Origin of the sequence: Pedobacter aquatilis, assembly GCF_032678405.1 — a bacterium.
Lineage (GTDB): Bacteria > Bacteroidota > Bacteroidia > Sphingobacteriales > Sphingobacteriaceae > Pedobacter > Pedobacter aquatilis_A.
In genome coordinates this window covers 553,931-580,252 of sequence record NZ_JAVTSJ010000002.1, presented here as the reverse complement: position 1 = coordinate 580,252, position 26,322 = coordinate 553,931, and the positions used below count along the sequence as shown (strand labels likewise).

General features: G+C 38.6%; 25 protein-coding genes. 12 read left to right on the top strand and 13 right to left on the bottom strand.

Annotation, left to right across the window (positions count from 1 at the left end):
* Window positions 1–269 precede the first annotated feature (269 nt).
* The 7 genes from dapF to R2R71_RS07930 all read left to right on the top strand — a co-directional run bounded on the left by dapF (window position 270) and on the right by R2R71_RS07930 (window position 11,628).
* Entirely contained in the window at window positions 270–1,052 is a 783-nt protein-coding gene (dapF, locus tag R2R71_RS07960) for a diaminopimelate epimerase (RefSeq protein ID WP_316830733.1), read from the top strand.
* 396 nt (window positions 1,053–1,448) lie between these two features.
* Entirely contained in the window at window positions 1,449–2,618 is a 1,170-nt protein-coding gene (locus tag R2R71_RS07955; RefSeq protein WP_316830732.1) for an efflux RND transporter periplasmic adaptor subunit, read from the top strand.
* A gap of 41 nt (window positions 2,619–2,659) precedes the next feature.
* Window positions 2,660–5,839, top strand: a complete 3,180-nt coding sequence (locus R2R71_RS07950) for an efflux RND transporter permease subunit (protein WP_316830731.1) — start codon at window positions 2,660–2,662, stop codon at window positions 5,837–5,839.
* 11 nt (window positions 5,840–5,850) lie between these two features.
* Window positions 5,851–7,251, top strand: coding sequence for an efflux transporter outer membrane subunit (locus R2R71_RS07945; RefSeq protein WP_316830730.1), 1,401 nt, complete (start codon window positions 5,851–5,853; stop codon window positions 7,249–7,251).
* Window positions 7,252–7,450: 199 nt separating this feature from the next.
* Complete coding sequence (locus R2R71_RS07940; RefSeq protein WP_316830729.1) at window positions 7,451–10,342, top strand: DEAD/DEAH box helicase; 2,892 nt, start codon at window positions 7,451–7,453, stop codon at window positions 10,340–10,342.
* A 120-nt stretch (window positions 10,343–10,462) separates the two neighbouring features.
* Window positions 10,463–10,780 carry a DUF2892 domain-containing protein gene (locus tag R2R71_RS07935; protein ID WP_316830728.1) on the top strand — a complete coding sequence of 106 codons (318 nt, stop codon included), beginning with the start codon at window positions 10,463–10,465 and terminating at the stop codon, window positions 10,778–10,780.
* A gap of 65 nt (window positions 10,781–10,845) precedes the next feature.
* Complete coding sequence (locus tag R2R71_RS07930) at window positions 10,846–11,628, top strand: DUF1080 domain-containing protein (RefSeq protein ID WP_316830727.1); 783 nt, start codon at window positions 10,846–10,848, stop codon at window positions 11,626–11,628.
* Between the two features lie 72 nt (window positions 11,629–11,700).
* Here the strand turns inward: R2R71_RS07930 and aat are convergent, their stop codons facing one another.
* Window positions 11,701–12,333, bottom strand: coding sequence for a leucyl/phenylalanyl-tRNA--protein transferase (gene aat / locus R2R71_RS07925; RefSeq protein ID WP_316830726.1), 633 nt, complete (start codon window positions 12,331–12,333; stop codon window positions 11,701–11,703).
* Between the two features lie 73 nt (window positions 12,334–12,406).
* Here aat and R2R71_RS07920 point away from each other — a divergent pair, with 73 nt between their 5' ends.
* Both R2R71_RS07920 and R2R71_RS07915 read left to right on the top strand, forming a co-directional pair.
* Window positions 12,407–13,849, top strand: a complete 1,443-nt coding sequence (locus R2R71_RS07920) for a DUF1800 domain-containing protein (RefSeq protein ID WP_316830725.1) — start codon at window positions 12,407–12,409, stop codon at window positions 13,847–13,849.
* A gap of 51 nt (window positions 13,850–13,900) precedes the next feature.
* Window positions 13,901–15,100, top strand: a complete 1,200-nt coding sequence (locus R2R71_RS07915) for a DUF1501 domain-containing protein (RefSeq protein WP_316830724.1) — start codon at window positions 13,901–13,903, stop codon at window positions 15,098–15,100.
* 44 nt (window positions 15,101–15,144) lie between these two features.
* Here the strand turns inward: R2R71_RS07915 and R2R71_RS07910 are convergent, their stop codons facing one another.
* The gene (locus R2R71_RS07910; RefSeq protein ID WP_316830723.1) at window positions 15,145–15,498 is read right to left on the bottom strand and encodes a hypothetical protein; all 354 of its coding nucleotides are present in this window, start codon (window positions 15,496–15,498) and stop codon (window positions 15,145–15,147) included.
* A gap of 107 nt (window positions 15,499–15,605) precedes the next feature.
* On the opposite strand from R2R71_RS07910, the gene R2R71_RS07905 reads away from it, so the two are divergent.
* Window positions 15,606–15,974, top strand: a complete 369-nt coding sequence (locus R2R71_RS07905; protein WP_316830722.1) for a YccF domain-containing protein — start codon at window positions 15,606–15,608, stop codon at window positions 15,972–15,974.
* Here R2R71_RS07905 and R2R71_RS07900 read toward each other — a convergent pair.
* Window positions 15,971–16,948 (bottom strand): App1 family protein, encoded by a 978-nt coding sequence (locus R2R71_RS07900; RefSeq protein ID WP_316830721.1) that lies wholly within the window; start codon window positions 16,946–16,948, stop codon window positions 15,971–15,973. The genes R2R71_RS07905 and R2R71_RS07900 overlap by 4 nt on opposite strands.
* Before the next feature lie 59 nt (window positions 16,949–17,007).
* Between R2R71_RS07900 and R2R71_RS07895 the strand changes: the two genes are divergently transcribed.
* Window positions 17,008–17,862 carry a diacylglycerol/lipid kinase family protein gene (locus R2R71_RS07895; protein WP_316830720.1) on the top strand — a complete coding sequence of 285 codons (855 nt, stop codon included), beginning with the start codon at window positions 17,008–17,010 and terminating at the stop codon, window positions 17,860–17,862.
* Here the strand turns inward: R2R71_RS07895 and R2R71_RS07890 are convergent.
* The 9 genes from R2R71_RS07890 to R2R71_RS07850 all read right to left on the bottom strand — a co-directional run bounded on the left by R2R71_RS07890 (window position 17,859) and on the right by R2R71_RS07850 (window position 25,082).
* Complete coding sequence (locus R2R71_RS07890; RefSeq protein WP_316830719.1) at window positions 17,859–18,248, bottom strand: hypothetical protein; 390 nt, start codon at window positions 18,246–18,248, stop codon at window positions 17,859–17,861. The genes R2R71_RS07895 and R2R71_RS07890 overlap by 4 nt on opposite strands.
* Window positions 18,248–18,901, bottom strand: a complete 654-nt coding sequence (locus tag R2R71_RS07885; protein WP_316830718.1) for a TonB family protein — start codon at window positions 18,899–18,901, stop codon at window positions 18,248–18,250. The genes R2R71_RS07890 and R2R71_RS07885 overlap by 1 nt, the downstream gene beginning before the upstream one ends.
* Window positions 18,902–18,930: 29 nt before the next feature.
* On the bottom strand, window positions 18,931–19,617 hold the full coding sequence (locus tag R2R71_RS07880) for a peptidoglycan DD-metalloendopeptidase family protein (RefSeq protein ID WP_316830717.1): 687 nt from the start codon (window positions 19,615–19,617) through the stop codon (window positions 18,931–18,933).
* A complete protein-coding gene (gene trhA / locus R2R71_RS07875; protein ID WP_316830716.1) occupies window positions 19,617–20,249 on the bottom strand; it encodes a PAQR family membrane homeostasis protein TrhA in 633 nt (210 codons plus the stop codon). Before trhA ends, R2R71_RS07880 begins: the two co-directional genes overlap by 1 nt.
* 6 nt (window positions 20,250–20,255) lie before the next feature.
* Window positions 20,256–20,633: a 30S ribosome-binding factor RbfA gene (gene rbfA, locus R2R71_RS07870; protein WP_316830715.1), complete on the bottom strand. Its 378-nt coding sequence runs from the start codon at window positions 20,631–20,633 to the stop codon at window positions 20,256–20,258.
* A gap of 107 nt (window positions 20,634–20,740) precedes the next feature.
* Entirely contained in the window at window positions 20,741–21,928 is a 1,188-nt protein-coding gene (hflX, locus tag R2R71_RS07865; protein ID WP_316830714.1) for a GTPase HflX, read from the bottom strand.
* Between the two features lie 276 nt (window positions 21,929–22,204).
* Window positions 22,205–22,987 (bottom strand): indole-3-glycerol phosphate synthase TrpC, encoded by a 783-nt coding sequence (gene trpC / locus R2R71_RS07860; protein ID WP_316830713.1) that lies wholly within the window; start codon window positions 22,985–22,987, stop codon window positions 22,205–22,207.
* A gap of 86 nt (window positions 22,988–23,073) precedes the next feature.
* Window positions 23,074–23,655: an aminodeoxychorismate/anthranilate synthase component II gene (locus tag R2R71_RS07855; RefSeq protein WP_316830712.1), complete on the bottom strand. Its 582-nt coding sequence runs from the start codon at window positions 23,653–23,655 to the stop codon at window positions 23,074–23,076.
* A 29-nt stretch (window positions 23,656–23,684) separates the two neighbouring features.
* Complete coding sequence (locus R2R71_RS07850) at window positions 23,685–25,082, bottom strand: anthranilate synthase component I family protein (RefSeq protein ID WP_316830711.1); 1,398 nt, start codon at window positions 25,080–25,082, stop codon at window positions 23,685–23,687.
* A 509-nt stretch (window positions 25,083–25,591) separates the two neighbouring features.
* On the opposite strand from R2R71_RS07850, the gene R2R71_RS07845 reads away from it, so the two are divergent.
* On the top strand, window positions 25,592–25,804 hold the full coding sequence (locus R2R71_RS07845) for a helix-turn-helix transcriptional regulator (RefSeq protein WP_316830710.1): 213 nt from the start codon (window positions 25,592–25,594) through the stop codon (window positions 25,802–25,804).
* Here R2R71_RS07845 and R2R71_RS07840 read toward each other — a convergent pair.
* The gene (locus R2R71_RS07840; RefSeq protein WP_316830709.1) at window positions 25,801–26,244 is read right to left on the bottom strand and encodes a cytochrome B; all 444 of its coding nucleotides are present in this window, start codon (window positions 26,242–26,244) and stop codon (window positions 25,801–25,803) included. The genes R2R71_RS07845 and R2R71_RS07840 overlap by 4 nt on opposite strands.
* Window positions 26,245–26,322 lie beyond the last annotated feature (78 nt).

Genomic DNA, 26,322 nt, shown 5'->3' with positions numbered 1-26,322 from the left:
GTATCGCTAGCTGATTGTTTGCTTACAATAATTCGTTTGTTAGTTTAAAAGGTCGCCAGAGCATTTATTCACTTTGATTTAAGCAGAATGCTCAGGCAGTTTTTATCTGCTCAAATTTTCTTTAGTAAGTTTATTCAAATTTAATACCATATAAACGATATTTGTATCTCCAAAGCACTTAAGGCAGTGTTAAAAAATGTTAAATTAAAAAACATAAACCACTAAGTAGCATTTGCAACTCAAATTTTGCATTAAATAATGAAGATTAAATGAAAATCAATTTCTTAAAATATCAGGGTGCAGGCAACGATTTCATTTTAATAGACCATACCATGAGTCCTTTAAAAAACATCGATAATAACCTTATAGAACAGCTTTGCCATCGCCGTTTTGGTATTGGCGCTGACGGGTTAATGTTTGTAACCAAGCACGATCATTACGATTTTGAGATGCATTACTTCAATGCTGATGGAAAATTAGGCAGCATGTGCGGCAACGGCGGCAGGTGTATCGTTGCTTTTGCAAAACACCTAGGAATTATCGATCGGGAAACAAACTTTTTGGCAGTTGATGGTCCGCATTATGCCAGAATTTCAGAATCAGGTGATTGGGTTGACCTCCAGATGATTGATGTTGACTCGATTACAAACGATGGCGAAGCATTTGTTTTAAACACCGGTTCTCCGCATTACGTAGTTCAGCAAAGTAACCTAAGCGCCTTTGATGTTTACTCGGCAGGTAAAAGTATCCGCTACAACGCTACCTATAATGAAAAAGGCATTAATGTAAACTTTGTAGAAGATAAAGGCGACCATCTATTTGTACGCACCTATGAACGCGGTGTAGAAGATGAAACCTACGCTTGTGGAACGGGTGTAACGGCCGTGGCTATGGCAATGGCAAAACACAAAAATTTAACTGGACATATTAAAACGGATATTAAAGTTTTAGGAGGCGATATTAAAATAGAGTTCGACTACGATGGCAACACCTTTACCAATGTCTTTTTATGTGGCCCGGCCAAACTTGTGTTTGAAGGAGAAGTAGATTAACAGAACCCTTTAATTGAATTTGCGCCCACTGTAGTAAGCATAGGGATTAAATAGTGTATTTTACACACTATCTTAAACTCAAATCGCCTGATTTTCCAAACATCACTGGTATTAAAACAGTACAATACAAAGCCGTTTAACAGCTTTTAACATCTGTCGCAATTTATTTACACACACCAAAAAAGCACTTAATCAACTTTAAAACAGCTATTTAAATACATTTCTGACCATTTCAAGACACAAAATAAATCAATCGATTGATTAAATGACAGAATTTGGACAGACTTATTTTTTTTTAGGCTCTATTTTTGGACACAAATCGCGAAAATCGAAACAAAATTTTTGATAACGCTTTTTACCCCGGAAATTAAATTTAAACACACACAAGAATAGTCCATGAGAAAAGTAACAACTCTCTTTTTTGGTATCAGCATTGCTATGGTTTTAGCATCGTGCGGCGGCAACGATGATGCAAAAAAGGCGGCAGCTGCAGCAGCGGCTGGTCCACAAGCTTACCCGGTATTTACCGTTAGTGCACAAACAACAGAATTAAATTCAGATTACCCGGCAACCATCGAAGGTATTCAAAATATTGATGTCCGCCCGAAGGTGGATGGTTTCATTCAGAAAATACTGGTAGATGAAGGTGCGGTGGTAAAAAAAGGCCAGTTACTTTTCACCATAATGGCACCACAATACGAGCAGGAAGTAAGAACTGCCAAAGCTGCAATCAGCAGTGCTGAGGCCGATGTTGTTGCCGCTCAGCTTCAGGTTAATAAAACGAAGCCACTTGTAGAGAAGGATATCATCAGCAAATACGATCTAGATGCTGCCCAATTAACTTTACAAAGCAAAAAAGCAGCATTAGCACAAGCAAAAGCTGCTTTGGTAAACGCTCAGGTAAACTTAAGTTATACCTCAATTACCAGTCCTGTTGATGGAATTGTAGGCAGCATCCCTTTCCGTAACGGAAGTTTAGTTAGCAGCTCGAGTACTGAACCGCTAACTACGGTATCAAACACCTCAAAAGTTTATGCATATTTCTCACTTAACGAAAAGCAGCTTTTAGATTTTTCGAACACCTATAAAGGAAATACCCTGGCACAACAAATGAAAAATATCCCGGCCGTTAGCCTGGTTTTAGCTGATGGAACGGTGTACGCCCAAAATGGGAAAATCGAATCGATTAACAGCCAGATTAACACCAACACTGGTTCTGCCAGTTTAAGGGCAACATTCCCTAACCCGATTGCTTTACTAAAGTCGGGCGGAAGTGCTTCGGTTAGAATCCCTCAAAAAGTTGAGAACGCAATTTTAGTTCCGCAGAAATCTACTGTCGATTTGCAAGGGAAGAAGTTTGTGTATGTTTTAGGCGATTCAGCAAAAATTACCAGCACCGAAATTCAGATTATGAGTTTAGCTAAGGATAAGTTTTATGTGGTTACCAAAGGATTAAAGGCAGGCGATAAAATTGTTCTGGAAGGCTTCCAATCGTTAAAAGATGGTGCTAAAATAAAACCAGAAGAAAAAAGTGCCGATTCAGTTTATTCTGATATAAAAAAATAACGATTCCTTAGATCGTATATCACCAATCGTAATTAAAAATTATGTTTAAGAAATTTATAGAAAGACCGGTTCTGTCTACGGTTATATCCATCATCATCGTAATTCTCGGTGTTTTAGGTTTAGCCACATTACCGGTTTCACAATATCCTGAAATTGCACCACCAACCGTGCAGGTTTCTACTTCATACCAGGGTGCCAACGCCGATGTGGTAATGAACAGCGTTGTTGTTCCGCTCGAAGAACAAATTAATGGTGTGGAAGACATGACATACATGACTTCCTCAGCCAGTAACGACGGTACGGCTACCATTACGGTAAACTTTAAATTAGGTACAAATCCAGATTTGGCTGCGGTTAACGTTCAAAACCGTGTTGCAAGGGCTACAAGTTTATTACCTGCCGAGGTTACAAAATCGGGGGTAATTACTGCGAAAAGACAAGCAAGTAACGTATTAATTTTTGGTTTGTATAGTGATGATCCTTCTTACGACCAGAAGTTCTTGCAGAACTATGCAAACATTAACATCATCCCGCAAATTAAACGTATTAATGGTGTGGGTGATGCAAGTGCTTTCGGAACGTTAGATTATACCATGAGAATCTGGTTAAAACCTGATGTTATGGCGACCTATGGTTTAGTTCCAGGCGACGTTAATACAGCTTTGGCCGACCAAAACGTTGAGGCTGCTCCAGGGCAGTTTGGCGAGCAGGGCAACCAGGCTTTTCAATATACCTTGAAATATACCGGCAGGTTAAAAGATGAGGCACAATTTGGCGATATCATTATTAAAACGGCCTCAAACGGACAAATTCTTCGTTTAAAAGATATTGCGAGAATAGAGCTTGGTGCACAAAGTTATGCCAGTTCGGTTAAATTTAACGGCAAACAGGCATTAGGTATCGCGATTAACCAAACTGCAGGTTCAAATGCAAAGGAAGTAATTGAAAACTCGATTAAAACTTTAGATGAAGCTCAAAAATCTTTCCCTAAAGGTGTTCATTACTCTACATTGGTTAACGTTAATGACTTCCTTGATGCATCAATTGAGAAAGTAATCCACACTTTAATCGAGGCATTTATCCTGGTTTTCCTTGTGGTATTTATTTTCTTACAGGATTTCCGTTCTACACTAATCCCCGCCATTAGTGTTCCGGTAGCTATTATAGGTACATTCTTCTTCCTGAGTTTATTTGGTTTTACCATTAACTTACTTACGCTCTTTGCACTTGTACTGGCAATTGGTATTGTGGTTGATGATGCCATTGTAGTGGTTGAGGCTGTGCATGCCAAACTTGATGAAGGTTATACCGATGCCAAGAAAGCAACAATAGATGCAATGGATGATATCAGTGGTGCAATTATTTCCATTACGTTGGTGATGGCAGCGGTATTTATCCCGGTTAGTTTTATATCTGGTTCATCAGGTGTATTTTACAAACAATTCGGTTTAACACTCGCCATTTCCATTATCCTGTCTGCAATTAACGCTTTAACTTTAAGTCCGGCTTTGTGCGCTTTGTTTTTAAAACCGCATGCAGATGAGCATGGCAAGAAGAAAAATTTCCTGGAACGTTTTTATGCTGCATTTAATACCGGATTTGATGCGGTAACCAATAAGTATAAAAAATCGGTAAGTTTCTTATCGCACGCGAAATGGATTGTAGGTTTGATTATTGCATTCTTTACTGTTGCATTAATATGGACCATGAATACAACACCTAAAGGTTTCGTACCTAATGAAGATTTAGGTACTGTAATGTCAGATATTTCATTGCCAGCCGGAACATCGCAGGAAGAAACCAATATCGTAATTGCAAAAATCGATAGCATCGCACACGGGATTCCGGAAATCAGAAACACCTTAAGGGTTGTGGGCCGTAGTATGATCAGTGGTTCAGGAAGTTCTTACGGTATGGTAATTTCAAGACTAATTCCCTGGAATGAACGTAAACGTGATGTGAAAGCTATCATTGGTGAGCTCTTTGCTAAAACCGCTAATATTAAAGGTGCTAAAATCATCTTTTTTGCTCCGCCAACCATTCAGGGTTTCGGTACGAGTGGTGGTTTCGAGTTTCAGTTACAGGATAAAACCGGAGGCGATATTAAAAAGTTTAACGAGATAGGTAATGGATTCCTGGCTGCGCTGAGTAAACGCCCTGAAATTCAGTATGCCTCAACATCATTTAACCCTAACTTCCCACAATATCAGATTGATGTTAATGTAGCCAAAGTAAAACAGGCAGGTTTAACTGTTGCCGATGTTTTGGGTGTAATGCAAGGTTACTATGGTGGTGTTTATGCCTCTAACTTTAATAAATATGGTAAACAGTTCCGTGTAATGTACCAGGCTGATGCTGCTTACCGTGCTAACGAACAAACCTTAACACGTATTTTTGTCAGGAATAGTTCAGGACAGATGGCTCCTGTTTCAGAGTTTATTACGTTAACCAAAGTTTATGGGCCACAAGCAATTTCACGCTTTAACCTGTTTACCTCAATTTCTGTAACAGGTAACCCGAATGCGGGTTATAGTTCAGGTGATGCCTTAAAAGCGGTGCAGGAAGTAGCTGCAGAAAGCTTACCTGCTGGTTACGGTTACGAGTTCTCAGGTTTATCACGTGAGGAAATGAGTAGCGGTAGCCAAACAGTGTTCATCTTTTTACTTTGTGTGGTTTTCGTGTACTTCTTACTTGCTGCACAATACGAAAGTTATATTTTACCATTAGCAGTATTAATTTCATTACCAGTAGGTTTAGCCGGCGTATTCGTTTTCGATAAAATATTTGGTATCGATAATAATATCTATACACAGATTACGCTCATCATGCTAGTTGGTTTACTAGCGAAAAATGCCATTTTGATTGTAGAGTATGCGGTTGACAGAAGAAGAAAAGGCATGAGCATTACCAATGCGGCCATTGATGGGGCAACAGCACGTTTGCGACCAATTTTAATGACCTCTTTCGCCTTTATTTTAGGTTTATTACCACTGATGTTATCATCGGGTGTTGGCGCATCGGGTAACAAATCTATTGGTACAGGTGCCGTTGGTGGTATGTTAATCGGAACACTTTTCGGGGTATTTGTTATCCCTGCTTTATTTATCATCTTCCAGGGCCTTCAGGAAAGAGTGAGCAATAAATCGCCTTTTGATGAAGGAATTGAAAAAGAGCAAACACCTGAAGAATACGAATTAGCAACAGCTAAAAGTAAACACTAATTTAACAGAACATGAATTTCAGATATAAGTATTCTATATTAATCGGTTTTACCATACTTAGCCTGAGTGCCTGCGTAACTAAAAAATACGAACGCCCTCAGCTTACAAGTGAAGGTTTATACCGTGATAACAACACAACAGATACAACTACCATGGCCGACTTGCCATGGAAAAATCTGTTTTCTGATACTACGTTACAATCTTTGATTCAGCTGGGGATAAATCAAAACCTCGATTTAAAACAAGCGATTGAACGTATAAAAATTTCAGAAGCAACATTACGTCAGAGCCGTGCAGCATTTTTGCCAAGCTTACAGGCCGATGTTTCTGTAACCGATAACAAAGCTTCTGCGGCTGCACAAAATTTCCCTGCAGGAATAAACATTAACCTGGAAACCCAAACCTATAAAGCTGCACTAAGCACAGCCTGGGAAGCGGATATTTGGGGCAAACTTAGCAGTGCGAAACGGGCAGCTTATGCCACACTATTACAAAGCGACGCGGCAAAGCGTGCTGTTCAAACGCAATTAATCGCTACAATAGCAACGAGCTACTACACTTTATTGGCTTTAGATAAACAACTGGCTATTACGGAGCAGACTATAAAAATCAGAACCCAGGATGTGGAAACCATGAAGGCTTTAAAAGAAGGTGCAGTGGTAAATGGAGCAGCTGTGGTACAAAGTGAAGCAAATTTATATGCTGCACAGGTTACATTGCCCGATTTAAAACGAAGTATTAAAGAAGCTGAAAATGCTTTGAGCATTGTACTGGCGAAAGCACCAGGCACAATTAACCGTACAACTCTGGATCAGCAGGTACCTTATGCAAATTTACAAACCGGTATCTCAGCACAGCTGTTGCAAAATCGTCCGGATGTAATTGCTGCAGAGTTCGGATTCAGGTCTGCATTTGAGAACACCAATGTTGCTAAAACTTATTTCTATCCGGCTTTAACTTTAACAGCCTCGGGTGGTTTAACCAGTTTACAATTGAGTAATTTTTTTGATAACTCTATTTTTTACAACCTGGTTGGAGGTTTAACACAACCGATTTTTGCCAAAGGTGCCAACAAGGCACGTTTAACAACGGCACAGGCAAATCAACAGATTGCATTTTACACTTTCCAGCAAACGCTTCTAACAGGTGGACAGGAAGTATCGAATGCCTTATACGCTTATCAGACTGCTGCTGAAAAAGAGGAAACCAGGGCAAAACAAATCGCGTCTTTAACAAAAGCAGTAGACTTTACAAAAGAATTACTGCGTTACAGTTCTGCAACCAATTACACCGATGTATTAACTTCTGAGCAAAGTTTATTAACGGCACAATTAAGTGGCATTAATGATAGATTACAAAAATTGCAATCGATAGTAGAACTTTACCGTGCCTTAGGTGGCGGCTGGAAATAGCATCAAAATAATTAACTTACAAAAGGCATGCTGATTCATTTCAGGATGCCTTTTTAGTTTGAGGCCCGCCTCATGATTGGTATAAACAAAAACAGCTTTTTACAGCTATTTTTCAGTTAGTTTTTTTGATGTAATCTTAAAATATTGTAAGTTTAAAGTTTTTTAAGCGGGTAGCTTTTAAAAAATTTTAACTCAATCAATGTTACGTGTAGATAGCGCTAAAAACTGTAAAGTTGTGTACTCTTTGTGCAAACATGAGTATTTGGGCTATCTGATTGAGCCTCATGTTGTTCAGCTTAATCCTCAAGGCGATTTCTCTTTTACTTATCAAAGAATTTTCACGCATACCGCAGAGGAATTCAACGCCTGCTTAAGTGAAATCGATTATAAGCTGATTAAAATTCTTGATGATATCGAACAGGATTCGCTCATCAAAAAACATTATAAAAAATTAATAAGGCCAACTGAATTTTTCACCAAAGTTTTTGATGACAAATTTTATGAAAACGTTAGGCCCAAAATAGAGAAAAAACTTGCCGAGGCGCTCGAGCTTTTAAAAGTTAAAGATGAGCTTTACCTGATGGATAAAGATGGCTGGCCTGTTGAACGCAAAATTGAACTGGCATCAGAACCGGCTTCAATACTTTTCCATTTCCGCAGGAACGAAACCGAAACACGTTATTTCCCTACCATCAAGTACCAGAACCTGCGCATAGAATTTATGTTCAAAGAAGCGCAAATCATCAGCAATAAGCCTGCCTGGCTGTTACTTAATGATGTGCTGTACTTTTTTGATCAAGATATTGAAGGAAAAAAGCTTCAGCCATTTTTAGCCAAAAGATACATTGCCATTCCAAAATCAACAGAAGCTACGTATTTTGAAAAGTTTGTAGCCCCGCTGATTGAAAAGCACCATGTTTACGCCGAAGGTTTTGAGATCAGGACAGAGCAGTTCGAAGCAATACCCGTTGTAAAAGTATTATATGTTGATGGTGGCTTATCGCAGATACAATTGTATTTCAAATATGGCGAATACATTTTCCCGGTTGAAAATGCGCATAAGGTTACGGTCAGACTGGAGGAAACCGCCGATAATTACATTTTCCATCGCATAAAACGTTCTGCCGATTGGGAGAAAAAACAATTTGCCTTACTCTTATCATTAGGATTAAAAAAAACAAGTTCGCTTTTCAGCAACCTTGAAGTTATTTCTGCAGAAGAAAACCCAAGCTACGCAGCTATAAACTGGGTAAATGAACATATCGAAATCCTCGAAGCTTCGGGCTTTGAAATTGAGCAGGCAACCGGACAGAAACGCTTTGTTTTTGGTGCCAGTAAAATCGACCTTGAAGTTAAAGAAGGTAACGACTGGTTTGATATAAATGCAGTTGTTTGGTTTGGCAAATACCAGATCCCTTTTTTATCACTAAAACAACACATTCTTCACAAAAGGAGAGAATTTACGCTTCCAGATGGTGAAATCGCGATAATCCCTGATAAATGGTTTACGCAATACGGGAGTTTATTCAGCCTTGCTGAAACTGGTAAGAATTTAAAGCTTAAAAAACACCACATTGGCCTGATTAATGATTTGGCTGAAGACAGTTTGGCTAATGTAACCCTCGAGCGCAAGCTACAGCGCCTAACCGATTTCGAAGATATTGCCGACATGCAGATGCCTATAAACTTTAAAGGTAATCTACGCGATTACCAGAAAGCCGGTTATAATTGGTTTAGTTTTTTACGCGAATATAATTTTGGTGGTTGCTTAGCAGATGACATGGGTTTGGGTAAAACCATACAAACCCTCGCCATGCTTCAGAAGGTTAAGGAAGATGACCAGCTTGCAGAAACCCACACCACCTCATTGATCATCATGCCAACTTCGCTGATTTATAACTGGCTTACGGAGGCAAAAAAATTCACCCCGAAACTAAAAATTCTTGCACATACAGGCACAAACCGTAACAAGGATGTGGCCAACTTTGCCAACTACGATATTATTATAACTACATATGGCGTTACGAGAGTTGATATCGATGAACTAAAAAACTTCTATTTCAACTATGTAATTTTGGATGAAAGCCAAAACATTAAAAACCCGGCATCAAAGTCTTTTAAAGCAGTAAAAAGCTTAAAATCAAGGCACAGGTTAATATTAAGTGGTACGCCGGTAGAAAACTCTGTAGGCGATTTATGGTCGCAGCTGACATTCTTAAATCCAGGCTTACTTGGAACACAGGCGTTTTTCTACGAGGAATATGTACAAGCAATTGAGAAGAAAAAGGATGAAGAGAAAGCCAGAAAGCTACAATCGATAATTAAACCCTTTGTTTTACGCAGAACCAAGGAACAGGTTGCAGCAGAGTTGCCGCCAAAAACAGAGCAGGTTATTTACTGCGACATGAGCGAAGACCAGGCGGCTTACTATGAAAAAACCAAATCTGCTTACCGCAATGATTTATTGCAAAGTATGGATGATGGAACTTTTGCACAAAAGCAGGTTCAGTTGTTGCAAGGCCTAACAGCTTTACGCCAGCTGGCCAACCATCCGATAATGATTGATGACACTTATGTTTCTGATTCAGGAAAGTTCGAAAATGTAATCCACACGCTCGACAACGTATTAAAGGGCGGGCATAAAGTGCTTGTATTTTCTCAGTTTGTTAAGCACCTTGATATTTTCAAGCAACACTTTGAAAAAGAAAATATACCCTTCTCTTACCTTGATGGCGCAACAAGAAACCGCGGTGAAATTGTTTCAGCGTTTCAACAGAATGAAGATTTAAAGGTTTTTCTAATTTCTATAAAAGCCGGTGGTGTTGGTTTAAACCTAACACAGGCTGATTACGTTTTCATTTTAGACCCCTGGTGGAATCCGGCGGTTGAGCAACAGGCCATCGACAGAACACACCGCATAGGCCAGGATAAAAAGGTTTTCATCTATAAGTTCATCGCAAAAGATACCGTTGAGGAAAAAATTCTTGCCTTACAAAAACGCAAAAAATCGCTTGCCAATTCATTAATTACTACAGAAGAAAGTTTCTTTAAATCTTTAAGTAAAGAGGATATCAGGGATATTTTAAAGTAGATTATTTTCTTAAGGATATACAGAATAGCATGTTAATCTTCGTGCATGCCAAATACTAATCTTTATTCATTTAAAACCCATTCAAATTCTGTTTGTTATATAAGTAAAAATATTACGATCATGACAAACGAAGATTTAAATACCACGATAAATAACATTAAAGAAGCCTGGAGATATCCTGAGCTATATGAAAACGTTTCCCGCTCTGAACGTTGGCTTTCAGGTGCAGCAGGCACATATTTAATTTATAAGGGCTTAAGCGGTTTATTTTCACACCCTGTTTTAGGCTTAACAGGTGCAGCAATCGGTGCGGGCTTACTTTACAGGGGAATAACGGGATATTGTCCGATGCGGGATATTGCTGAACAACAAAAGGAAAGCATTGCTCCCGACGAAGTTATCTTAACTGAATCTTATTTTGTTGATGATTTGGCGTAATAAATTGAATACTAAATTTTCATTTATTAATAATTCGGTTAACTTTAAACAGTTAATCTGTAATTATGAGCAAATACGCATTATTATTTATTCCAGCATTCTTTTCAATGCAGGCAATGGCACAAGATAAAAAAATCGACCCGGCCAAAGATCCTAAAACCACCGAAGTTTGGGAACCTGTTCCAAAAGTGGTTACTCCTGGTAATTTACCTCAGGAAGCGCCGTCTGATGCCATAGTTTTATTTAATGGCAGAAACCTTGATGCTTGGCACTCTGTAAAAGACCCTTCAAAACCTGCCGGATGGACGATTGATGATGGTTTCTTTACCGTAAAAAAAGGAACTGGGAATATTGAAACCAATAAAAAATTTACCGACTACCAGCTTCACCTGGAGTGGAAAATACCTGCAAATATTTCAGGAGAAGGGCAAGCACGTGGTAACAGCGGTGTATTCCTTGCCTCTACAGGTGGTGGCGATGATGGTTATGAAATCCAGATCATGGATGCCTACAATAATAAAACTTACGTGAACGGCCAAACCGGAAGTGTTTACAAACAGGCTACTCCTCTGGCAAATGCCAATAAAAAACCAGGAGAATGGCAGTATTACGATATTATCTGGAATGCGCCACGTTTTAACGAAGATGGCAGCTTGTTGAAGCCAGCTAGTGTTACGTTATTTTTAAATGGTGTACTACTTCAGAATGGTTATGTTTTAAAAGGTGAAACAAGATATATCGGTGCGCCGCAATACAAAAAACATGGTCCTGCATCAATTAAGCTTCAAGATCATGGCGACCCTAGTCCTGCCATCAGCTTCAGAAATATCTGGGTAAGAGAGTTATAATTTAACCCTTACAAACAAAAAAGCCTCGATTTTCTCGGGGCTTTTTTTATTTTATAACAACATCCCTAATGTTTATTCTGCCTTTAAAATAGTCATATAAGTTTTCCGGCTTATCATTTTCGCACCTAAACTCAATAAATGATCATTTGGCAACTGGCAGTCAATTAAACGGATATCCGTTTTACTTAAATAAATAAGCGCTGCTTTTGAGGCATTGCTCACATGGCTAAACATACTTTCGCCACAAAAAACATGGTTAATTTTTATCCCGTATAACCCACCAACAAGTACATCACCAAGCCATACTTCCACACTGTGGGCAAAGCCGTTTCGGTGCAAATTAATATAGGCTTCCTGCATTTCATTTGTTATCCATGTTCCATCTTGTCCTGCCCTGGGCGTAGATGCACAGTTTGCAATCACCTCGGCAAAGGCTTTATCAAAAGTTATGTTAAAAACTTCATCTTTAATTACCTTTTTCATGCTCTTGCTAATCTTTATCTTCTCGGGATAAATTACGCACCGCTGATGGGGTGAGTACCACAAAATCGGATCACCCTCGCTAAACCAGGGAAAAATACCATTTGAATAGGCCAGAAGAAGTCTTTTCAGACTCAAATCTCCTCCAACTGCAAGCAGACCATCCTCTTCTGCCAATGCAGGATTAGGGAAACTTATATCATGATCTAATAGTTGAAAGAACATATATTAAAATGATTAACGAAACAAAGATTAAACCCCCGCGTTTTAAATAAGTCATACTAATAAAACTGTCATTATGAGCCCGAAAGATAATTTCTATAAAGTAAAACATCTTTACAACCGTGCTGGCTTTGGTATTTCCTATACTGATTTACACAAATTAAGTAAAAAAAACTTCAATAAAGTTGTTGATGGCTTATTTAAAGAGCCAAAGGAGAAGGATGATATTACCTTAATCGACAATGAGGCATCTAAACAGCAACTCTTAATGCAGGCAGGTTTATATGCAAAAAAAGATCTGACAGACGAAGAGAAAAAACAACGCCAGGAAATTGTGCGGATGCAAAACGAAAAAAGCAGGGATTTAAATATCGCCTGGGTTGAAAAAATGATTAATACGCCTAGTCCGCTCAGGGAGAAAATGACACTCTTTTGGCATGGTCATTTTGCATGCCGCAGCAACAACCCCATGTTTGCGCAGCAACTCAATAATATTCAAAGAGCAAATGGTTTAGGAAGTTTTAAAATCCTTCTTGTAGAAGTTTCAAAATCGCCTGCAATGCTACAGTATCTGAATAACCAGCAAAACAGAAAAGGTAAACCAAATGAAAATTTCGCCCGCGAGCTTATGGAATTATTTACGCTAGGCAGGGGAAATTATACAGAACAAGACATAAAAGAATCGGCACGTTCTTTTACCGGCTGGATGTACGATAAAGACGGTTCATTTATCTTCAGGCCAAACCTGCACGATACTGGTACCAAGACCTTCTTTGGAAAAATCGGCAATTTCGACGGTGAAAACATTATCGAGATCATATTAGATAAACCCGAAACGGCAACTTTTATAGCACGTAAAGTGTATAAATTTTTTGTTAACGATAACCCCGATGAGGCACATGTACAGGAACTAGCCACCCATTTCTTCAATTCTAAATACGATATTTCAGAATTAATGAAGAAAATGTTTACTTCCGACTGGTTTTACTCGGCCGAAAATGTAGGAACCAAAATTAAATCGCCTGCCGAATTTTTAGTTGGCTTAAGCCGCGAATTTTATGTTACCTACAATAAACCACAGGTGTTAATTCAATTGCAAAGCAGTTTAGGGCAATATTTATTCAACCCGCCAAATGTAGCCGGCTGGCCAGGTGGACAAAGCTGGATAGACAGTTCTTCGCTAATGTTAAGGATGCGCATTCCATCTTTAGTTTTAAATGATGGACAAATCGATTTTAGCGGCAAAGCAGACCCTGAGGATGAAGCCGTGATCGCACAAAGCAGAACAGCTACGATTAATGCGAACATTAAAACTAAACCCAAATCGTTTGTTGATGCAAAAGCTGATTGGCCGAAATTTTTAGATACCTTACCAAAGGGGATTAAACCAGTAGAGCTTGCTGAATTTTTACTTCAACCTAAGCTGAACGAAAAAATCACAGGTATGATTAGCGATAACAAAGGATTAAGAAGCACATCGGTAGAACTTGCAAGTATGCCCGAATATCAGCTTTGTTAGTTTATAAATATTGGAGGTTTTTACTGAAATCATCATCAAAAATTTAAAAGGATGGACAGAAGAAGTTTTTTAAGAAATACAGGTTTTGTTGCAGCAGGATCACTTTTCGTTCCGGCATTTATGAAACCCCTGGAGGCAATGGCGCTTGATGAGCTAAGTCTTTATAAAAATCTGGTTGTTGTACAACTTTCTGGCGGTAACGATGGATTAAACACCGTTATCCCTTTTGGAAATGACATTTACTACCAGAAAAGGAAATCAATAGCCATTAAACCTGAAGATGTGATCAAGATGAATGACATGCAGGGCTTAAACCCCAATATGGCCGCTTTGCAGGAAATCCATGACCAGGGCTGGATGACAATCATTAATGATGTTGGCTACCCTAATCCCGATCGTTCTCATTTCCGTTCGATGGATATCTGGCAAACCGGGAGTGAGAGCAACCAGTTTTTATCAACCGGATGGATCGGACGCTACCTGGACAGCAATTGCCAAACCTGCAAATTCCCTTACACAGCCATAGAAGTTGATGATTCGCTTTCGCTTGCCATGAAGGGGCAAACTAAAAAAGGAATCGCATTGAAAGATCCGGCGGCACTTTTTCGCAATACCAACGATCCGTTTTTTAAGGCGATGCTCCAGAATGATAAAGAACATTTAGATGAAGACAATTTAGGCTATCTGTACAAAACCATGATTGAAACTTCATCGTCGGCAAGTTATATCCAGAATACCTCTAAAATTTACCAGAACAAGGCAACTTACCCTCAATCGGGCTTTGCCAACCAGTTAAAAACAGTTTCGAAATTTATTTCTTCGGGATTAAAAACCAGGGTTTACTATGTTTCGTTAAGTGGTTTTGATACGCACGTAAACCAGTTGCAACAACAAGGCAACCTGCTTAAACAATATAGTGAGGGCATGGCGGCGTTCTTGAAAGATTTAAAAACAAACAACAAGCTTGATGATACGTTAGTTGTTACTTTCTCTGAATTCGGGCGCCGCGTTGAACAAAATGCAAGTAACGGAACCGATCATGGAACGGCAAATAACATGTTTATTTTTGGCGGTAAATTAAAAAAACAGGGAATTTTTAATGAGGCACCTAATTTAAGCGACTTGGATACTGGTGATTTGAAATATCAATTAGATTTCAGACAAGTTTACGGTACCATTTTAGATAAATGGCTTGACGTAAATAATGCTGATATACTGAATAAGAAATTTAATACACTGGATTTCATCTAACTAACAAGGTCGCTGTAATACGGCGACCTTGCTAAAATCAACTATTATATTTTTTTCAGCGTGTATTTAGTATAGCTGTTGTCTTTCCCACTTTGTATTTCACGGGCTTGAAAAAGTTCATAACCATAGCTTTTCATTTTGTTTACGCAATCTAACAGGGAATTAAACTCAAGCTTTTTACCATTATCATCTTTTATGAGTGAATTTTCTCTTGATTCCATTAACTGTCCATAATTTAGCCTTATTCCTACCTTATCGCTAAACCATATTACATCTTCATAAATTTCAATATAGGGTGTGTTAATCTCCGTTAACCTTATACCGTTAACTTGCTGGGCCTGGCTTTTGGAAAAGGCAAAACAGGCGACGACCGTCGCCATAATAAATAATTTTTTCATAATGGGTTTCTTTTGTGTGTATCCTAAAATAAAAAAATTATGCTTCGCTTATACGCTTTGGATGTAACAAAGTTGATTTCAGTTTATCTTAACCTTAAAAAGCAATAATGAATTTTTTAGGCAATATTATCTGGATTATTTTTGGTGGAATTTTTATTTTCTTCGAATACCTGATTGGAGGGCTAATCCTATGCCTTACAATTGTTGGCATTCCATTTGGCATTCAATGTTTTAAATTTGCCATAGTTGGCCTGGCTCCTTTCGGTGTTAAAATAAAAGATACTTCTTCAAATACAGGTTGCCTATCAACAATAATGAATATCATCTGGATTTGCTGCGGAGGTTTATGGATTGCTTTAACACACTTCTTTTTTGGCATTTTACTATGTCTTACCATTGTAGGCATACCTTTTGGCCGCCAGCATTTTAAACTAATGAACCTTGCATTTACGCCTTTTGGCAAATCGATAAGCTAGTTAATCAGGCCAATTTGTTTAGAATGTTCAATAGCTTCAGCGCTATTATTAAAAAGACATACGCGGATATTTTTTACTTCAGCTTTTTTTAGTGTGGATTGTGTTTCTTCTTTTTTTTCGGGGCGTATATTGCGGATATAAATAGCTTCGATATTCTGCGGATATTTCTCAGCAATGGCGGTATAAATAGCCGGATCCTGTTGAGAGTTATCGCCAAAGAAGATAAATTTCTGGTTTGGAAAAGCATCGAGAATGCGCATCACACGGAGCAGCTTTCCTTCGTGCCCTGTTTTCCCGGTTTTGATTAAATCTTTCCATCGCTTTAAAGTATTCAATAAAAAAGCACCATCCGGCAGTTTATTAAACCTGAACGTTTCTAAAAGATAATCGTACAAATTCCACTCACTACTGCTAACATAAAAAAAAGGGTTAGGTTGGTCGGCAGCTGTATGGGCCAGTGCCAGTTGCTGATAATGATTAGCGGCATCCGGAAATGTTTTCCGGGTATGTGGGTTTTTTATAAAAAGCTCTCTTAAGCGTCTTCCGATTGTAGCAGAATGAGAAACCATTACCGTATCGTCAACATCAGAAATAAAAGCGTATTGTGTAATGTGCGGGACATAAATTTTACCCTCACCAGTACTCAATACATTTCCCTGCTGATCAAGTGCCTCTACTTTTACGAAATGCCATCCTGCTTTAACATCTTGTGCTGCTTTAAATTCAAACTTAAAAAAACCATCCCCTTCGGTTTTATTGCATATCGTCTGATCGAAAAACTGCAACCTTACCTGCACAAAGGGATAGGGTTTTAAAACGAATAACTTTAGCAGATGAACAATATTTGTAAATAGATTATTGCTGTAAACCTGTTTATTTTTAGCCTTTCGTTTAAAGACATGGCCATATACCACAAGATTGTGTGTGTGGCCATATCCATGGTATATCTTCAAGCTTACAGATTTATTCATCATAATTAAAACAGAGATTCATATTAAGTTGTTTTGGAGTAGCCTTAACAGGTTTAACATTTATGAAATTACTGTTTATTATTAACCCGGGTTCGGGAAGCCACAACATCAACTTAAAAGAAGTAATTACAAAGCATTTCGAATCGAAGGATGTTGAAACAGACTTGTACGAATTGCCCGATGACTGTTCAATTGAAAAAATAAGGCAAAAAATTAAAAGTGCCAAAGCGGATAAGGTTATAGCGGTAGGTGGCGATGGAACGCTTAAACTTGTTGCCGAATGTTTGCTGAATACTGAAACACCTATTGGAATTATTCCGGCGGGATCGGCCAATGGGATGGCAAAAGAACTGGGTATTCCAACCAACATTACCGAAGCACTTAACTTCATTGAAACCGGGAAGCCGGAAAAAATTCATGTGGTTAAAATAAACGATGAAATATGCATTCACCTTGCCGATTTAGGATTTAATGCCTACCTGGTAAACAAATTCGATACACTTCCTGAACGTGGCATGTGGGGCTATGCAAAAGCCACCTGGCATGCCTTATGGAACCATAAAAGAATGGATGTTGAATTAAAACTTAAAGGCGAAACCATAAAATCGAAAGCGGCTATGGTAGCCATTGCGAATGCGACTATGTATGGTACAGGCCTAAAAATAAACCCTAATGGAAAGTTAGATGATGAGCTTTTTGAAGTGGTGCTGGTTAAAGACTATTCCTACCTCGAGATACTGAAAATCTGGGTAACCAGATTACCTTTCAATCCTGAAAAAATAGAAGTATTTCAAACCTCAGCGGTGAAAATTTCCTCGAAACATAAAGCACATTTCCAGGTTGATGGCGAATATATTGGCAAATTAAACACAGTTGAAGCTAAAATTCTGCCCGCAGCAATTTCTGTAATCATTTAAAAAAGCTGTTTGTGAATCCTGATGGTGAAATATAACCGGAAAAACTCTGCTATAAAACATATTTTAAACAGTATGTCGAACCAGGTCTGGTTCAGGTTTAACAATTCTGGTAACATGGTAATAAAACCAATTGAAAATACCCAGACAATTAACCTGAATGGGAATTGTATATAATAGGCGATGAATCCAAATTTGCGTACAAGTAGTAATCCTGCAGCAGAGATAAATAACAATACAAACATGGGCAAGGTTAATATAACTCTTGTTTGCGATAAAACCTGATCAGGGATTTCTTTTAAATGGGTAATAATTTCCCAAAAAGGTTGAGCCAGAAGGCCGATACTGATAATATCTAAAAGGCCAAAAAATCTAATTGCTAAGCGCATTATTTACAATATTTCGAAAGGTAATCATCAGCCTTGTCGCTACCTAAATTTTTAACAAGATTAAAATCTTCACAGGCTCCTTGCTTATCGCCCTGTTTTATTTTTTTTAGCCCTGTTTTGATTATGCCGTCCAGGTATTCCTCATCAATACCAAGCTGAGATTTTATAGCAACAATCTGCGCTTCCTGGCCAGGTTTTGCCTGTGCTTTATTTTTATAGAAATTAATTACGGCATTGGTTAAACCTTCTTCTGCCTGATAGGCTACAATAGATGCTTTTATTTCGTTGCTGCTTTTACCTTCACAGTCATAGCCCGATAGTTTAAAATTTACCGGAACAACAACGGAAATTGTAGTATCATAACCTGCAGGAACCTGCCATTTACCACTACTTAACCGTACCAGCCGAAGGGCTTCGTCATCCAGTTCGGATATAATTCCTTTGGTAATTTTCGATGCGTAAACCTTGCCGTTCTGATCAAGTTTAAAGCTTACATTTACCGTTCCCTGTATGCAGTTTTGCTTAGAAAACTGAGGATATATGGTGTTATTCCTAAGGAATGACGAGAAACCCGATGGCCCGCTTTTAAACTGCACCTGTGCTATTGCACAACTGCAAAAGAAAATCAGACTTAGGGTTATTAATCTCTTCATTACTCTAATTTACTAAAATAAGCTGTAAATTAATAAAATGAATATGCAAGAATTAAGTTTGCATCAGGGCAATTTGCAAGGTATTTTTCTCTTTCACTAAACTTACAAACTCCAGGAAAATCGCCACTAAAACCTTCCATATCTTGTATTACCTGAAAGTGGAGATGTGGTGGCCAGTAACCATTTTCCTCTTTTGCGCCCAATGTTGCAAATTGCTCACCTGCAGCAATAAATTTTCCATTTTCTAGGCCATTTAAAGAAGCTAGACTTAAATGCCCGTAAAGCACATTAAACTTAAAACCATCGATATTATAAGCCAGGATAATGGTTGCGCCGTAATCGCCAAAATTATTGTTGTTGGCAAAGCTTTGAACCTTTGCATCATAGAAATTATAAATCGGTGTGCCGGCGGGAGCCCAGATGTCTACACCTAAATGTAATCTTCGCGGTTCTTCTCCGGTATCAAAATGCACACTTCTCGAATAAATGGTTCTATGTTCATTGTACCCACCTATACCATAACGGGCATTGGCCATTTCAATTTTCTGCTCAACCCAGGCTGAAAACAAATCCGTATTAACCAATATATTATCTGTTAATTCGGTGTTGTTTGCGGTAAAATCGAACGGCAAAAGCTTATCTAGTCCTTTATTAAAATCGATTAATTTTTTAATCGATGAAGCATTGGCTTTTATAACCTGATCGAAAGTTTTCATTAACCTCTAAAGATATAAACGTAGTTATAAATGTAATGTGAAAGCGCACCGCCTATTACAAACAAGTGCCAGAGCTCATGACTATGCATCCACCTGAATAATTGTTTGTCTTTGGCGTAATAGTAAGTGCCACCAATATAAAAAACACCCCCAAGTAAAAGCCAGAAGATTGCGCCAATGGGTAAAGCGCCAAGCATTTTCTGCAACAATGGTACAATCAGGCAGCCCATTAAAATGTAAATACTTACTGAAATGGCTGTACTTTTTAAACGGTTAAAGATTTTTAACAAACAGCCTGTAATGGCAACAAGCCAGACAACAGCAAATAAGCCCCAGCGTAGCCAGCCATCAAAAACCAGTAATGCTGTGGGCGTGTATGAACCGGCAATCATTAAATAAATGCAGCAGTGATCAAACTTTTGCCAGAACCGTATACCATAATCAGTTGCCGGATAGCCATGATACATCGCACTTACACTAAAAAGAATAAAAGTACCTATACTGTAAATCCAGGCGGCGGTAAATTCGATAGGCGTGTTACACTTAAGCAGTAAAAAATAACCTGCCGGAACAGCAATAAGCGCAGGAATAAAATGCGTAAAGAAATTAACTGGTTCCCTAAGCTTTCTCACAAATAGTTATTCGCTTTCTTCGTCCTTTTGTCTTGGCTCTTTGGCAATCTTTTCGAAAAGACTATCCATACGTTCTACATATTCGTTGGTATCATCAACAAAAAAGGTAAGCTCAGGAACAACCCTTACCTGGTGACGTATTCTGGCGCCTAATTTATACCTGATTTCGCCGCTATGCGCATTTACGGTGTTTATTGAGAGTGTTGTATTATTGGTATTGAAAAAACTTAAATAAACCTTTGCAACGGCTAAATCTGGCGAAACCCTTACACGGGTGATCGTTACCAGTGTATTTGGCAAAAATGATCCACCTTCACGTTGAAAAATCTGTGCTAATTCTTCCTGTAGTACTCCTGCAAATTTCTGCTGACGTTTACTTTCCATAACTTTTATTTGTCGTCATTGCGAGGTACGAAGCAATCTTTCTTTAGGTGTGATATAGTAATACACTTATAGATTGCTTCGTACCTCGCAATGACGGATTAACTTTTCTAATATAACAAATTATCATACGGATACCGCGCTGTATGAACCGCTTTTACCTTATCGTACAATAATGTTTTAAACTCTTCTATATTTTCCTTTTGCGTAGCCGAAATAAATAAAACCGGAACCTTTCCATGGCTCATCCAGCTTTTCTTGAATTCCTCCAGGGTTAGTTTTCCATCCCCATCTTCATCTTCTACTTCTGGTGAAACATAGGCATCAATCTTGTTAAAAACCAAAATCATGTCTTTATCAATAGCACCAATATCTTTCAAAGTTTCATTAACCGTATTTATCTGATCTTCGAAATTAGGGTGCGAAACGTCCACCACATGAACCAGGATATCTGCCTCACGAACTTCATCAAGTGTAGATTTGAAACACTCTACCAGATGGTGTGGTAACTTACGGATAAACCCAACGGTATCAGACAACAGGAATGGCAAATTTTCAATTACCACCTTTCTAACTGTGGTATCCAAAGTAGCAAAAAGCTTGTTCTCTGCAAATACTTCCGATTTCGAAAGCATGTTCATAATGGTCGATTTACCAACGTTTGTATAACCAACCAACGCAACACGTATTAACTGCCCCCGGTTTTTACGTTGCGTTTCATTTTGCCGGTCGATATTTCTTAAACGCTCTTTTAGCAGTGAAATTTTATTTAAAATAATCCTTCTATCACTTTCAATCTGCGTTTCTCCCGGGCCACGCATACCAATACCGCCTTTCTGACGCTCCAGGTGTGTCCACATACCGGTTAGGCGTGGCAAAACGTATTGTAATTGTGCTAATTCTACCTGTGTTTTAGCCTGTGCAGTTTGTGCCCTGTTGGCAAAAATGTCCAGAATCAGGTTACTGCGATCTAAAACTTTAACGCCTAGTTCACGGTCTATATTTCGCAGTTGCGATGGCGATAATTCGTCGTCGAACACGACGGTATCAATTTCCTCTGATTTAACGTACGCTTTAATTTCCTCAAGCTTACCCGTACCAACGAAGGTAGCACGCTCCGGCTTGAGCATTTTTTGCGTAAAAATCTTCTCCACTTTCCCTCCTGCGGTATCAACCAAAAAAGCAAGCTCATCAAGATACTCTTTTGTTTGTTCGTCCTTTTCGCCCGGTGTAACCACACCAACCAAAATTGCCCGCTCCTGCTTTATCGCAGTATCATAAAATTTTTGTTTTCCCATGTAATTGTAGCAAATATACGAAATTTGCAAACGAGTAATTTCATTTACAAACCATGGACATGTAATAAAAGTTTTAGTGTTTTCGTCATTATCCACTTAGCCTGACGGGAGCTGAAGAAACGTCTTTCCAGCCTGTCCTCCTGAGCGAAGTCATGTCATCCTGAGCAAAGTCGAAGGACTAATCCCAACCTTATTGCGAAACACGATTATAGAACTTCAAAGCCTAAAGCTGTAAAACTTAATTTTTCCGTGTTTCTGTGGCTAAAAACTTAATAGCTATATCTGAGCCACAAAATCCTGAATCGCTAAACCCGGATTATCAGTTTTCATAAAGTTCTCACCGATCAGGAAGCCATTAAAACCTGCAGTTTTCAGCTCCCTTATCGTTTGCGGATTGCTAATTGCACTCTCAGAAATTTTCAAAAACTCATCCGGAATTTTATTTACCAAATCAAATGAAGTCTGAAGATTAACGGTGAAATCGCCAAGGTTTCGGTTATTCACGCCTATAGCATCCAGGTTAGGACAAATACTCCTATCGAGCTCTTCCTGGTTATGGACTTCAAGCAGTACGTTTAGCCCCAGATTCTGAGCAAACTTACCGAAATCACTCACTTGTTTCGGTGTTAAAATAGAAGCTATCAGCAGGATAATGTCAGCACCCCAGGCCTTCGCTTCTAAAATCTGGTATTCATCAATCATAAAATCTTTCCGCAGTATCGGGATATTATTCGCTGCCCTGGCCGCCAGGATATCATCAGTTTTACCACCAAAGAAATCTACATCAGTTAAAACAGAAAGTGCCGAAGCGCCTGCATTATTGTAAGCCTGTGTAACTTCAGCAACATCAGCAACACCATTTATTAAACCTTTAGAAGGCGAGCGGCGCTTAAACTCGGCAATAATACCTGTTCTGTCTTCGGCGAGCAGAAACTCTTTAAAAGAATAGGGCGTTCGGTTAAAATAAACCGATTGTTCCAGTTCCTTTACCGAAACCAGGGCCTTTGCATCAGCAACTTCTTCTTTTTTGCGAAGTACAATTTTATCTAAAATATTCATATAATTCATTGATCGTCATCGCGAGGCACGAAGCAATCTTTACTACAAAATAGATCGCTTCGTGCCTCGCAATGACGGTTTATATTCTAAGAAGTCAGCCAGTTTTCCATCATCTGCTTACCATGCTCAGTAAGTACACTTTCCGGATGGAACTGCACGCCACGAACATCTAAGGTTTCATGTCGTAAGGCCATGATCTCGTTTTTATGGTCTCTCGCTGTAATCTTTAGGCATGACGGGAAATTTTCTTTACTCACTACCCAGCTGTGGTAACGGCCAACATTTATGGTTTGCGGGCACTCCCAAAATAAAAACTCATCGCCATCTACCACCGTAACCGGTGTTGCTATGCCATGCATTGGTCGGCCAAGGTTTAACAGTGTCCCTCCAAAAACTTCAGCAATAGCCTGCTGCCCTAAACACACGCCAAAAATACTTTTGGTGGGTGCATAGGTTTTAATTACATCCAGCAATAATCCAGCCTCCTCAGGTATTCCGGGTCCTGGTGAAAGCAAAATTTTATCGAACTTTTCTACATCCGCCAGTTCAAATTTATCGTTTCTCCATACTTCGGCTTCGTAGCCAACCTCGTTAATTAAATGAACAAGGTTATAAGTGAAACTATCGTAGTTATCAATTACCAGAACCGTTTTTTTATTATCACTCATTATAAATTGTAATTCGTAAATTAAAAATCCTAAATATTTTTTGCCATTTCTATGGCTTTGCGCAAGGCAGCAATTTTGTTGTTCACTTCCTGCATCTCTGTTTCAGGAACCGAATCTGCTACAATACCTGCACCTGCACGGTAATGCAGTTCATTATTTTTACTCATAAAAGTCCTGATCATAATGGCATGGTTAAAATCTTCGTTAAAACCCATGAAGCCTATTGCGCCGGCATAAAAATTACGGCCCAGCTTCTCATTTTCATCAATCAACTGCATGGCTTTATATTTTGGGGCGCCACTTAAAGTTCCGGCCGGATATGTATCTGCCACCACTTTAAAAGCAGTTACGTCATCCTGCAAGTGACCACTCACCTTGCTCACCAGGTGAATCAAATGCGAATAATACTGTACCTCCTTAAAAGATTTTACTTCAACACGGTTACAATGCCTGCTCAGGTCATTACGGGCCAGATCAACAAGCATAACATGTTCAGCACTTTCTTTAGGATCTTGCTCCAACTTCCTTGCCTGTTCTGCATCTTCAATGTCATTTCCACTGCGTTTAAAGGTTCCAGCTATCGGAAAAATATTGGCTGTATTGTTTTTAATGGTAATCTGTGCTTCTGGCGACGAACCAAAAAGTTTAAAATTCCCGTAATCAAAATAGAAGAGGTATGGAGAAGGGTTTATGGAGCGCAGGCAACGGTAAACGTTAAATTCATCACCAGTAAATGCTTGCTTAAAAGCCCTTGAAGGCACAATCTGGAATACATCGCCCCGGTAGATGTGTTTTTGCAGTTTTTCTACCAGCTGGATGAAGCCCTCGTCAGTGAGGTTCGATGATTCCTCCCCTTTAATCTGGAATTTATATTCAGGATAATTTTTATTCTGGATCAGATACTCCATTTTCTCAAGCCCGCCTTCTTCTTCTCCTTCGAAAGAATTTTTGAATAAGGTTATCTCATTTTTAAAATGATCGATAGCAATGATATAGCGGTACAAATGATACTGCATCTCCGGAATTTCATCTCCTTCGGGCGTTTCTGAAGTGAATTTAATATCCTCAAAATGCTGCACGGCATTCCAGGTAAAATAACCAAACAAGCCACTGCTAATAAATTTAATCTCCGGTATTTCAGTTTCCTTAAACTTATCTTTAAAAGCCGAAATTTCTTCAGTTAAGTTTTCGCTTTCTGTTATTTCAACCGAACCGTCAGGAAAATAGCTTTCCAATCGCGAACCCCGTAAAATAATGCCTGCAACCGGATCGGCACATACGAAACTCATCGAGTTTTCGCGACTGTGGTAATCAGAACTCTCCAGTAAAATGCTGTTTGGGTAAACATCACGTAATCGCAGGTAAATGCTTACCGGGGTTGTTGTATCGGCAAGTAGTTTTTTGTATGTGGTATTAATCTTAAACATTCTCTATACGTCTTTGCGAGGAGGGACGACGAAGCAATCTCTCCTGTTGTTAATTTATTAATAAATAAAAAGCCCGGCGTGTGGTTCTACGCCGGGCTTTAATGGTTCTTTTTAAGGTTTAGGTTGATAAAAATATTTTCCTCATACGCAGCCGGCGCAATTCTGTTTTGAATTACTTTGCCAAAGCCATGTATGTATATTGTTGATCATGAGCGACAAAAATATAAAGAATTTTGAAAAATGGAAATTATACTGAATTTTTATTTTGAATTTGATTGAAAAATTTATGCCTATCAAGATATACCCATGATATAATGTAAAAGCTACCAACAGGTTTCCGTAATTGTAACAGCGAATCAGCGGCCCTAAAATATACTTATTCGGGCATAGCGCAAACCATATCAGGTTTAAATTAAACACTATATGGTTAATTTAAACAAATTATAAATAAGAAAAACATGTAATTTAGCAGTATCCTTTCATCCCGTGGATTTTAAAACTTACGCACTATGGATGAAAGATTTTTTGCACCAATAACCTGGCGCATCAGGGAGTTAAGAAACAAAAAGGGGTATAGCCAGGAGTATATGGCTACAGCATTGGGCATATCACAAAATGTATATTCCCGAAATGAGCGAAACGTTAAGAAAATGACCCTGGAACGGTTGTTTAAAATTGCAACCATTTTAGACACAACGGTTGCAATTTTACTGGATATTTAAGAAACTCCGAAGAAACTTCTTCCCGGAACATCTTTAACCATTAATAGAATGGTTACAATGATTAAAATTAACGCAAGTCCGAAAAACACGGAAATTGTACGGTGTTTTGCAATGGCTTCTGCTGCCTTCTTCGATTTGGAATTTCCAACGGTAATCAAAATAATGGCTAGAATCATCATACTGATATGTTCCATTTTCCAATAGCGCCCAACCGCATTGCTGCTATCTGCTTTATACCAATCGCCTACAAAATATAGTACCAAACCAATCAGCAGCTGGATATGTGCACTAATCAGGGTAAATACATTTAGTTTTCTATTACCTTTGGTATAGCTTTTATTACCAAACCAGCCCGAAAGTGCCTTAATTACAGCAATTAAAAGCAAGATAAAAACAATATAGCGCCATCCTGAATGCGCACTTTTTAAAATCTGATACATAGTGGTTATTTTTTGTTCATCAAAAGTAATGATTAATTGTAAAAAATAGGTTAATAAGCAATTTGGAGCGTAATTTAT

What these genes read in the sequence shown, in the direction of transcription:
- dapF (WP_316830733.1), top strand. Translation starts at nt 270, where the DNA reads ATGAAAATCAATTTCTTAAAATATCAGGGTGCAGGCAACGATTTCATT.
- R2R71_RS07955 (WP_316830732.1), top strand. Translation starts at nt 1,449, where the DNA reads ATGAGAAAAGTAACAACTCTCTTTTTTGGTATCAGCATTGCTATGGTT.
- R2R71_RS07950 (WP_316830731.1), top strand. Translation starts at nt 2,660, where the DNA reads ATGTTTAAGAAATTTATAGAAAGACCGGTTCTGTCTACGGTTATATCC.
- R2R71_RS07945 (WP_316830730.1), top strand. Translation starts at nt 5,851, where the DNA reads ATGAATTTCAGATATAAGTATTCTATATTAATCGGTTTTACCATACTT.
- R2R71_RS07940 (WP_316830729.1), top strand. Translation starts at nt 7,451, where the DNA reads ATGTTACGTGTAGATAGCGCTAAAAACTGTAAAGTTGTGTACTCTTTG.
- R2R71_RS07935 (WP_316830728.1), top strand. Translation starts at nt 10,463, where the DNA reads ATGACAAACGAAGATTTAAATACCACGATAAATAACATTAAAGAAGCC.
- R2R71_RS07930 (WP_316830727.1), top strand. Translation starts at nt 10,846, where the DNA reads ATGAGCAAATACGCATTATTATTTATTCCAGCATTCTTTTCAATGCAG.
- aat (WP_316830726.1), bottom strand. Translation starts at nt 12,333, where the DNA reads ATGTTCTTTCAACTATTAGATCATGATATAAGTTTCCCTAATCCTGCA.
- R2R71_RS07920 (WP_316830725.1), top strand. Translation starts at nt 12,407, where the DNA reads ATGAGCCCGAAAGATAATTTCTATAAAGTAAAACATCTTTACAACCGT.
- R2R71_RS07915 (WP_316830724.1), top strand. Translation starts at nt 13,901, where the DNA reads ATGGACAGAAGAAGTTTTTTAAGAAATACAGGTTTTGTTGCAGCAGGA.
- R2R71_RS07910 (WP_316830723.1), bottom strand. Translation starts at nt 15,498, where the DNA reads ATGAAAAAATTATTTATTATGGCGACGGTCGTCGCCTGTTTTGCCTTT.
- R2R71_RS07905 (WP_316830722.1), top strand. Translation starts at nt 15,606, where the DNA reads ATGAATTTTTTAGGCAATATTATCTGGATTATTTTTGGTGGAATTTTT.
- R2R71_RS07900 (WP_316830721.1), bottom strand. Translation starts at nt 16,948, where the DNA reads ATGATGAATAAATCTGTAAGCTTGAAGATATACCATGGATATGGCCAC.
- R2R71_RS07895 (WP_316830720.1), top strand. Translation starts at nt 17,008, where the DNA reads ATGAAATTACTGTTTATTATTAACCCGGGTTCGGGAAGCCACAACATC.
- R2R71_RS07890 (WP_316830719.1), bottom strand. Translation starts at nt 18,248, where the DNA reads ATGCGCTTAGCAATTAGATTTTTTGGCCTTTTAGATATTATCAGTATC.
- R2R71_RS07885 (WP_316830718.1), bottom strand. Translation starts at nt 18,901, where the DNA reads ATGAAGAGATTAATAACCCTAAGTCTGATTTTCTTTTGCAGTTGTGCA.
- R2R71_RS07880 (WP_316830717.1), bottom strand. Translation starts at nt 19,617, where the DNA reads ATGAAAACTTTCGATCAGGTTATAAAAGCCAATGCTTCATCGATTAAA.
- rbfA (WP_316830715.1), bottom strand. Translation starts at nt 20,633, where the DNA reads ATGGAAAGTAAACGTCAGCAGAAATTTGCAGGAGTACTACAGGAAGAA.
- hflX (WP_316830714.1), bottom strand. Translation starts at nt 21,928, where the DNA reads ATGGGAAAACAAAAATTTTATGATACTGCGATAAAGCAGGAGCGGGCA.
- trpC (WP_316830713.1), bottom strand. Translation starts at nt 22,987, where the DNA reads ATGAATATTTTAGATAAAATTGTACTTCGCAAAAAAGAAGAAGTTGCT.
- R2R71_RS07855 (WP_316830712.1), bottom strand. Translation starts at nt 23,655, where the DNA reads ATGAGTGATAATAAAAAAACGGTTCTGGTAATTGATAACTACGATAGT.
- R2R71_RS07850 (WP_316830711.1), bottom strand. Translation starts at nt 25,082, where the DNA reads ATGTTTAAGATTAATACCACATACAAAAAACTACTTGCCGATACAACA.
- R2R71_RS07845 (WP_316830710.1), top strand. Translation starts at nt 25,592, where the DNA reads ATGGATGAAAGATTTTTTGCACCAATAACCTGGCGCATCAGGGAGTTA.
- R2R71_RS07840 (WP_316830709.1), bottom strand. Translation starts at nt 26,244, where the DNA reads ATGTATCAGATTTTAAAAAGTGCGCATTCAGGATGGCGCTATATTGTT.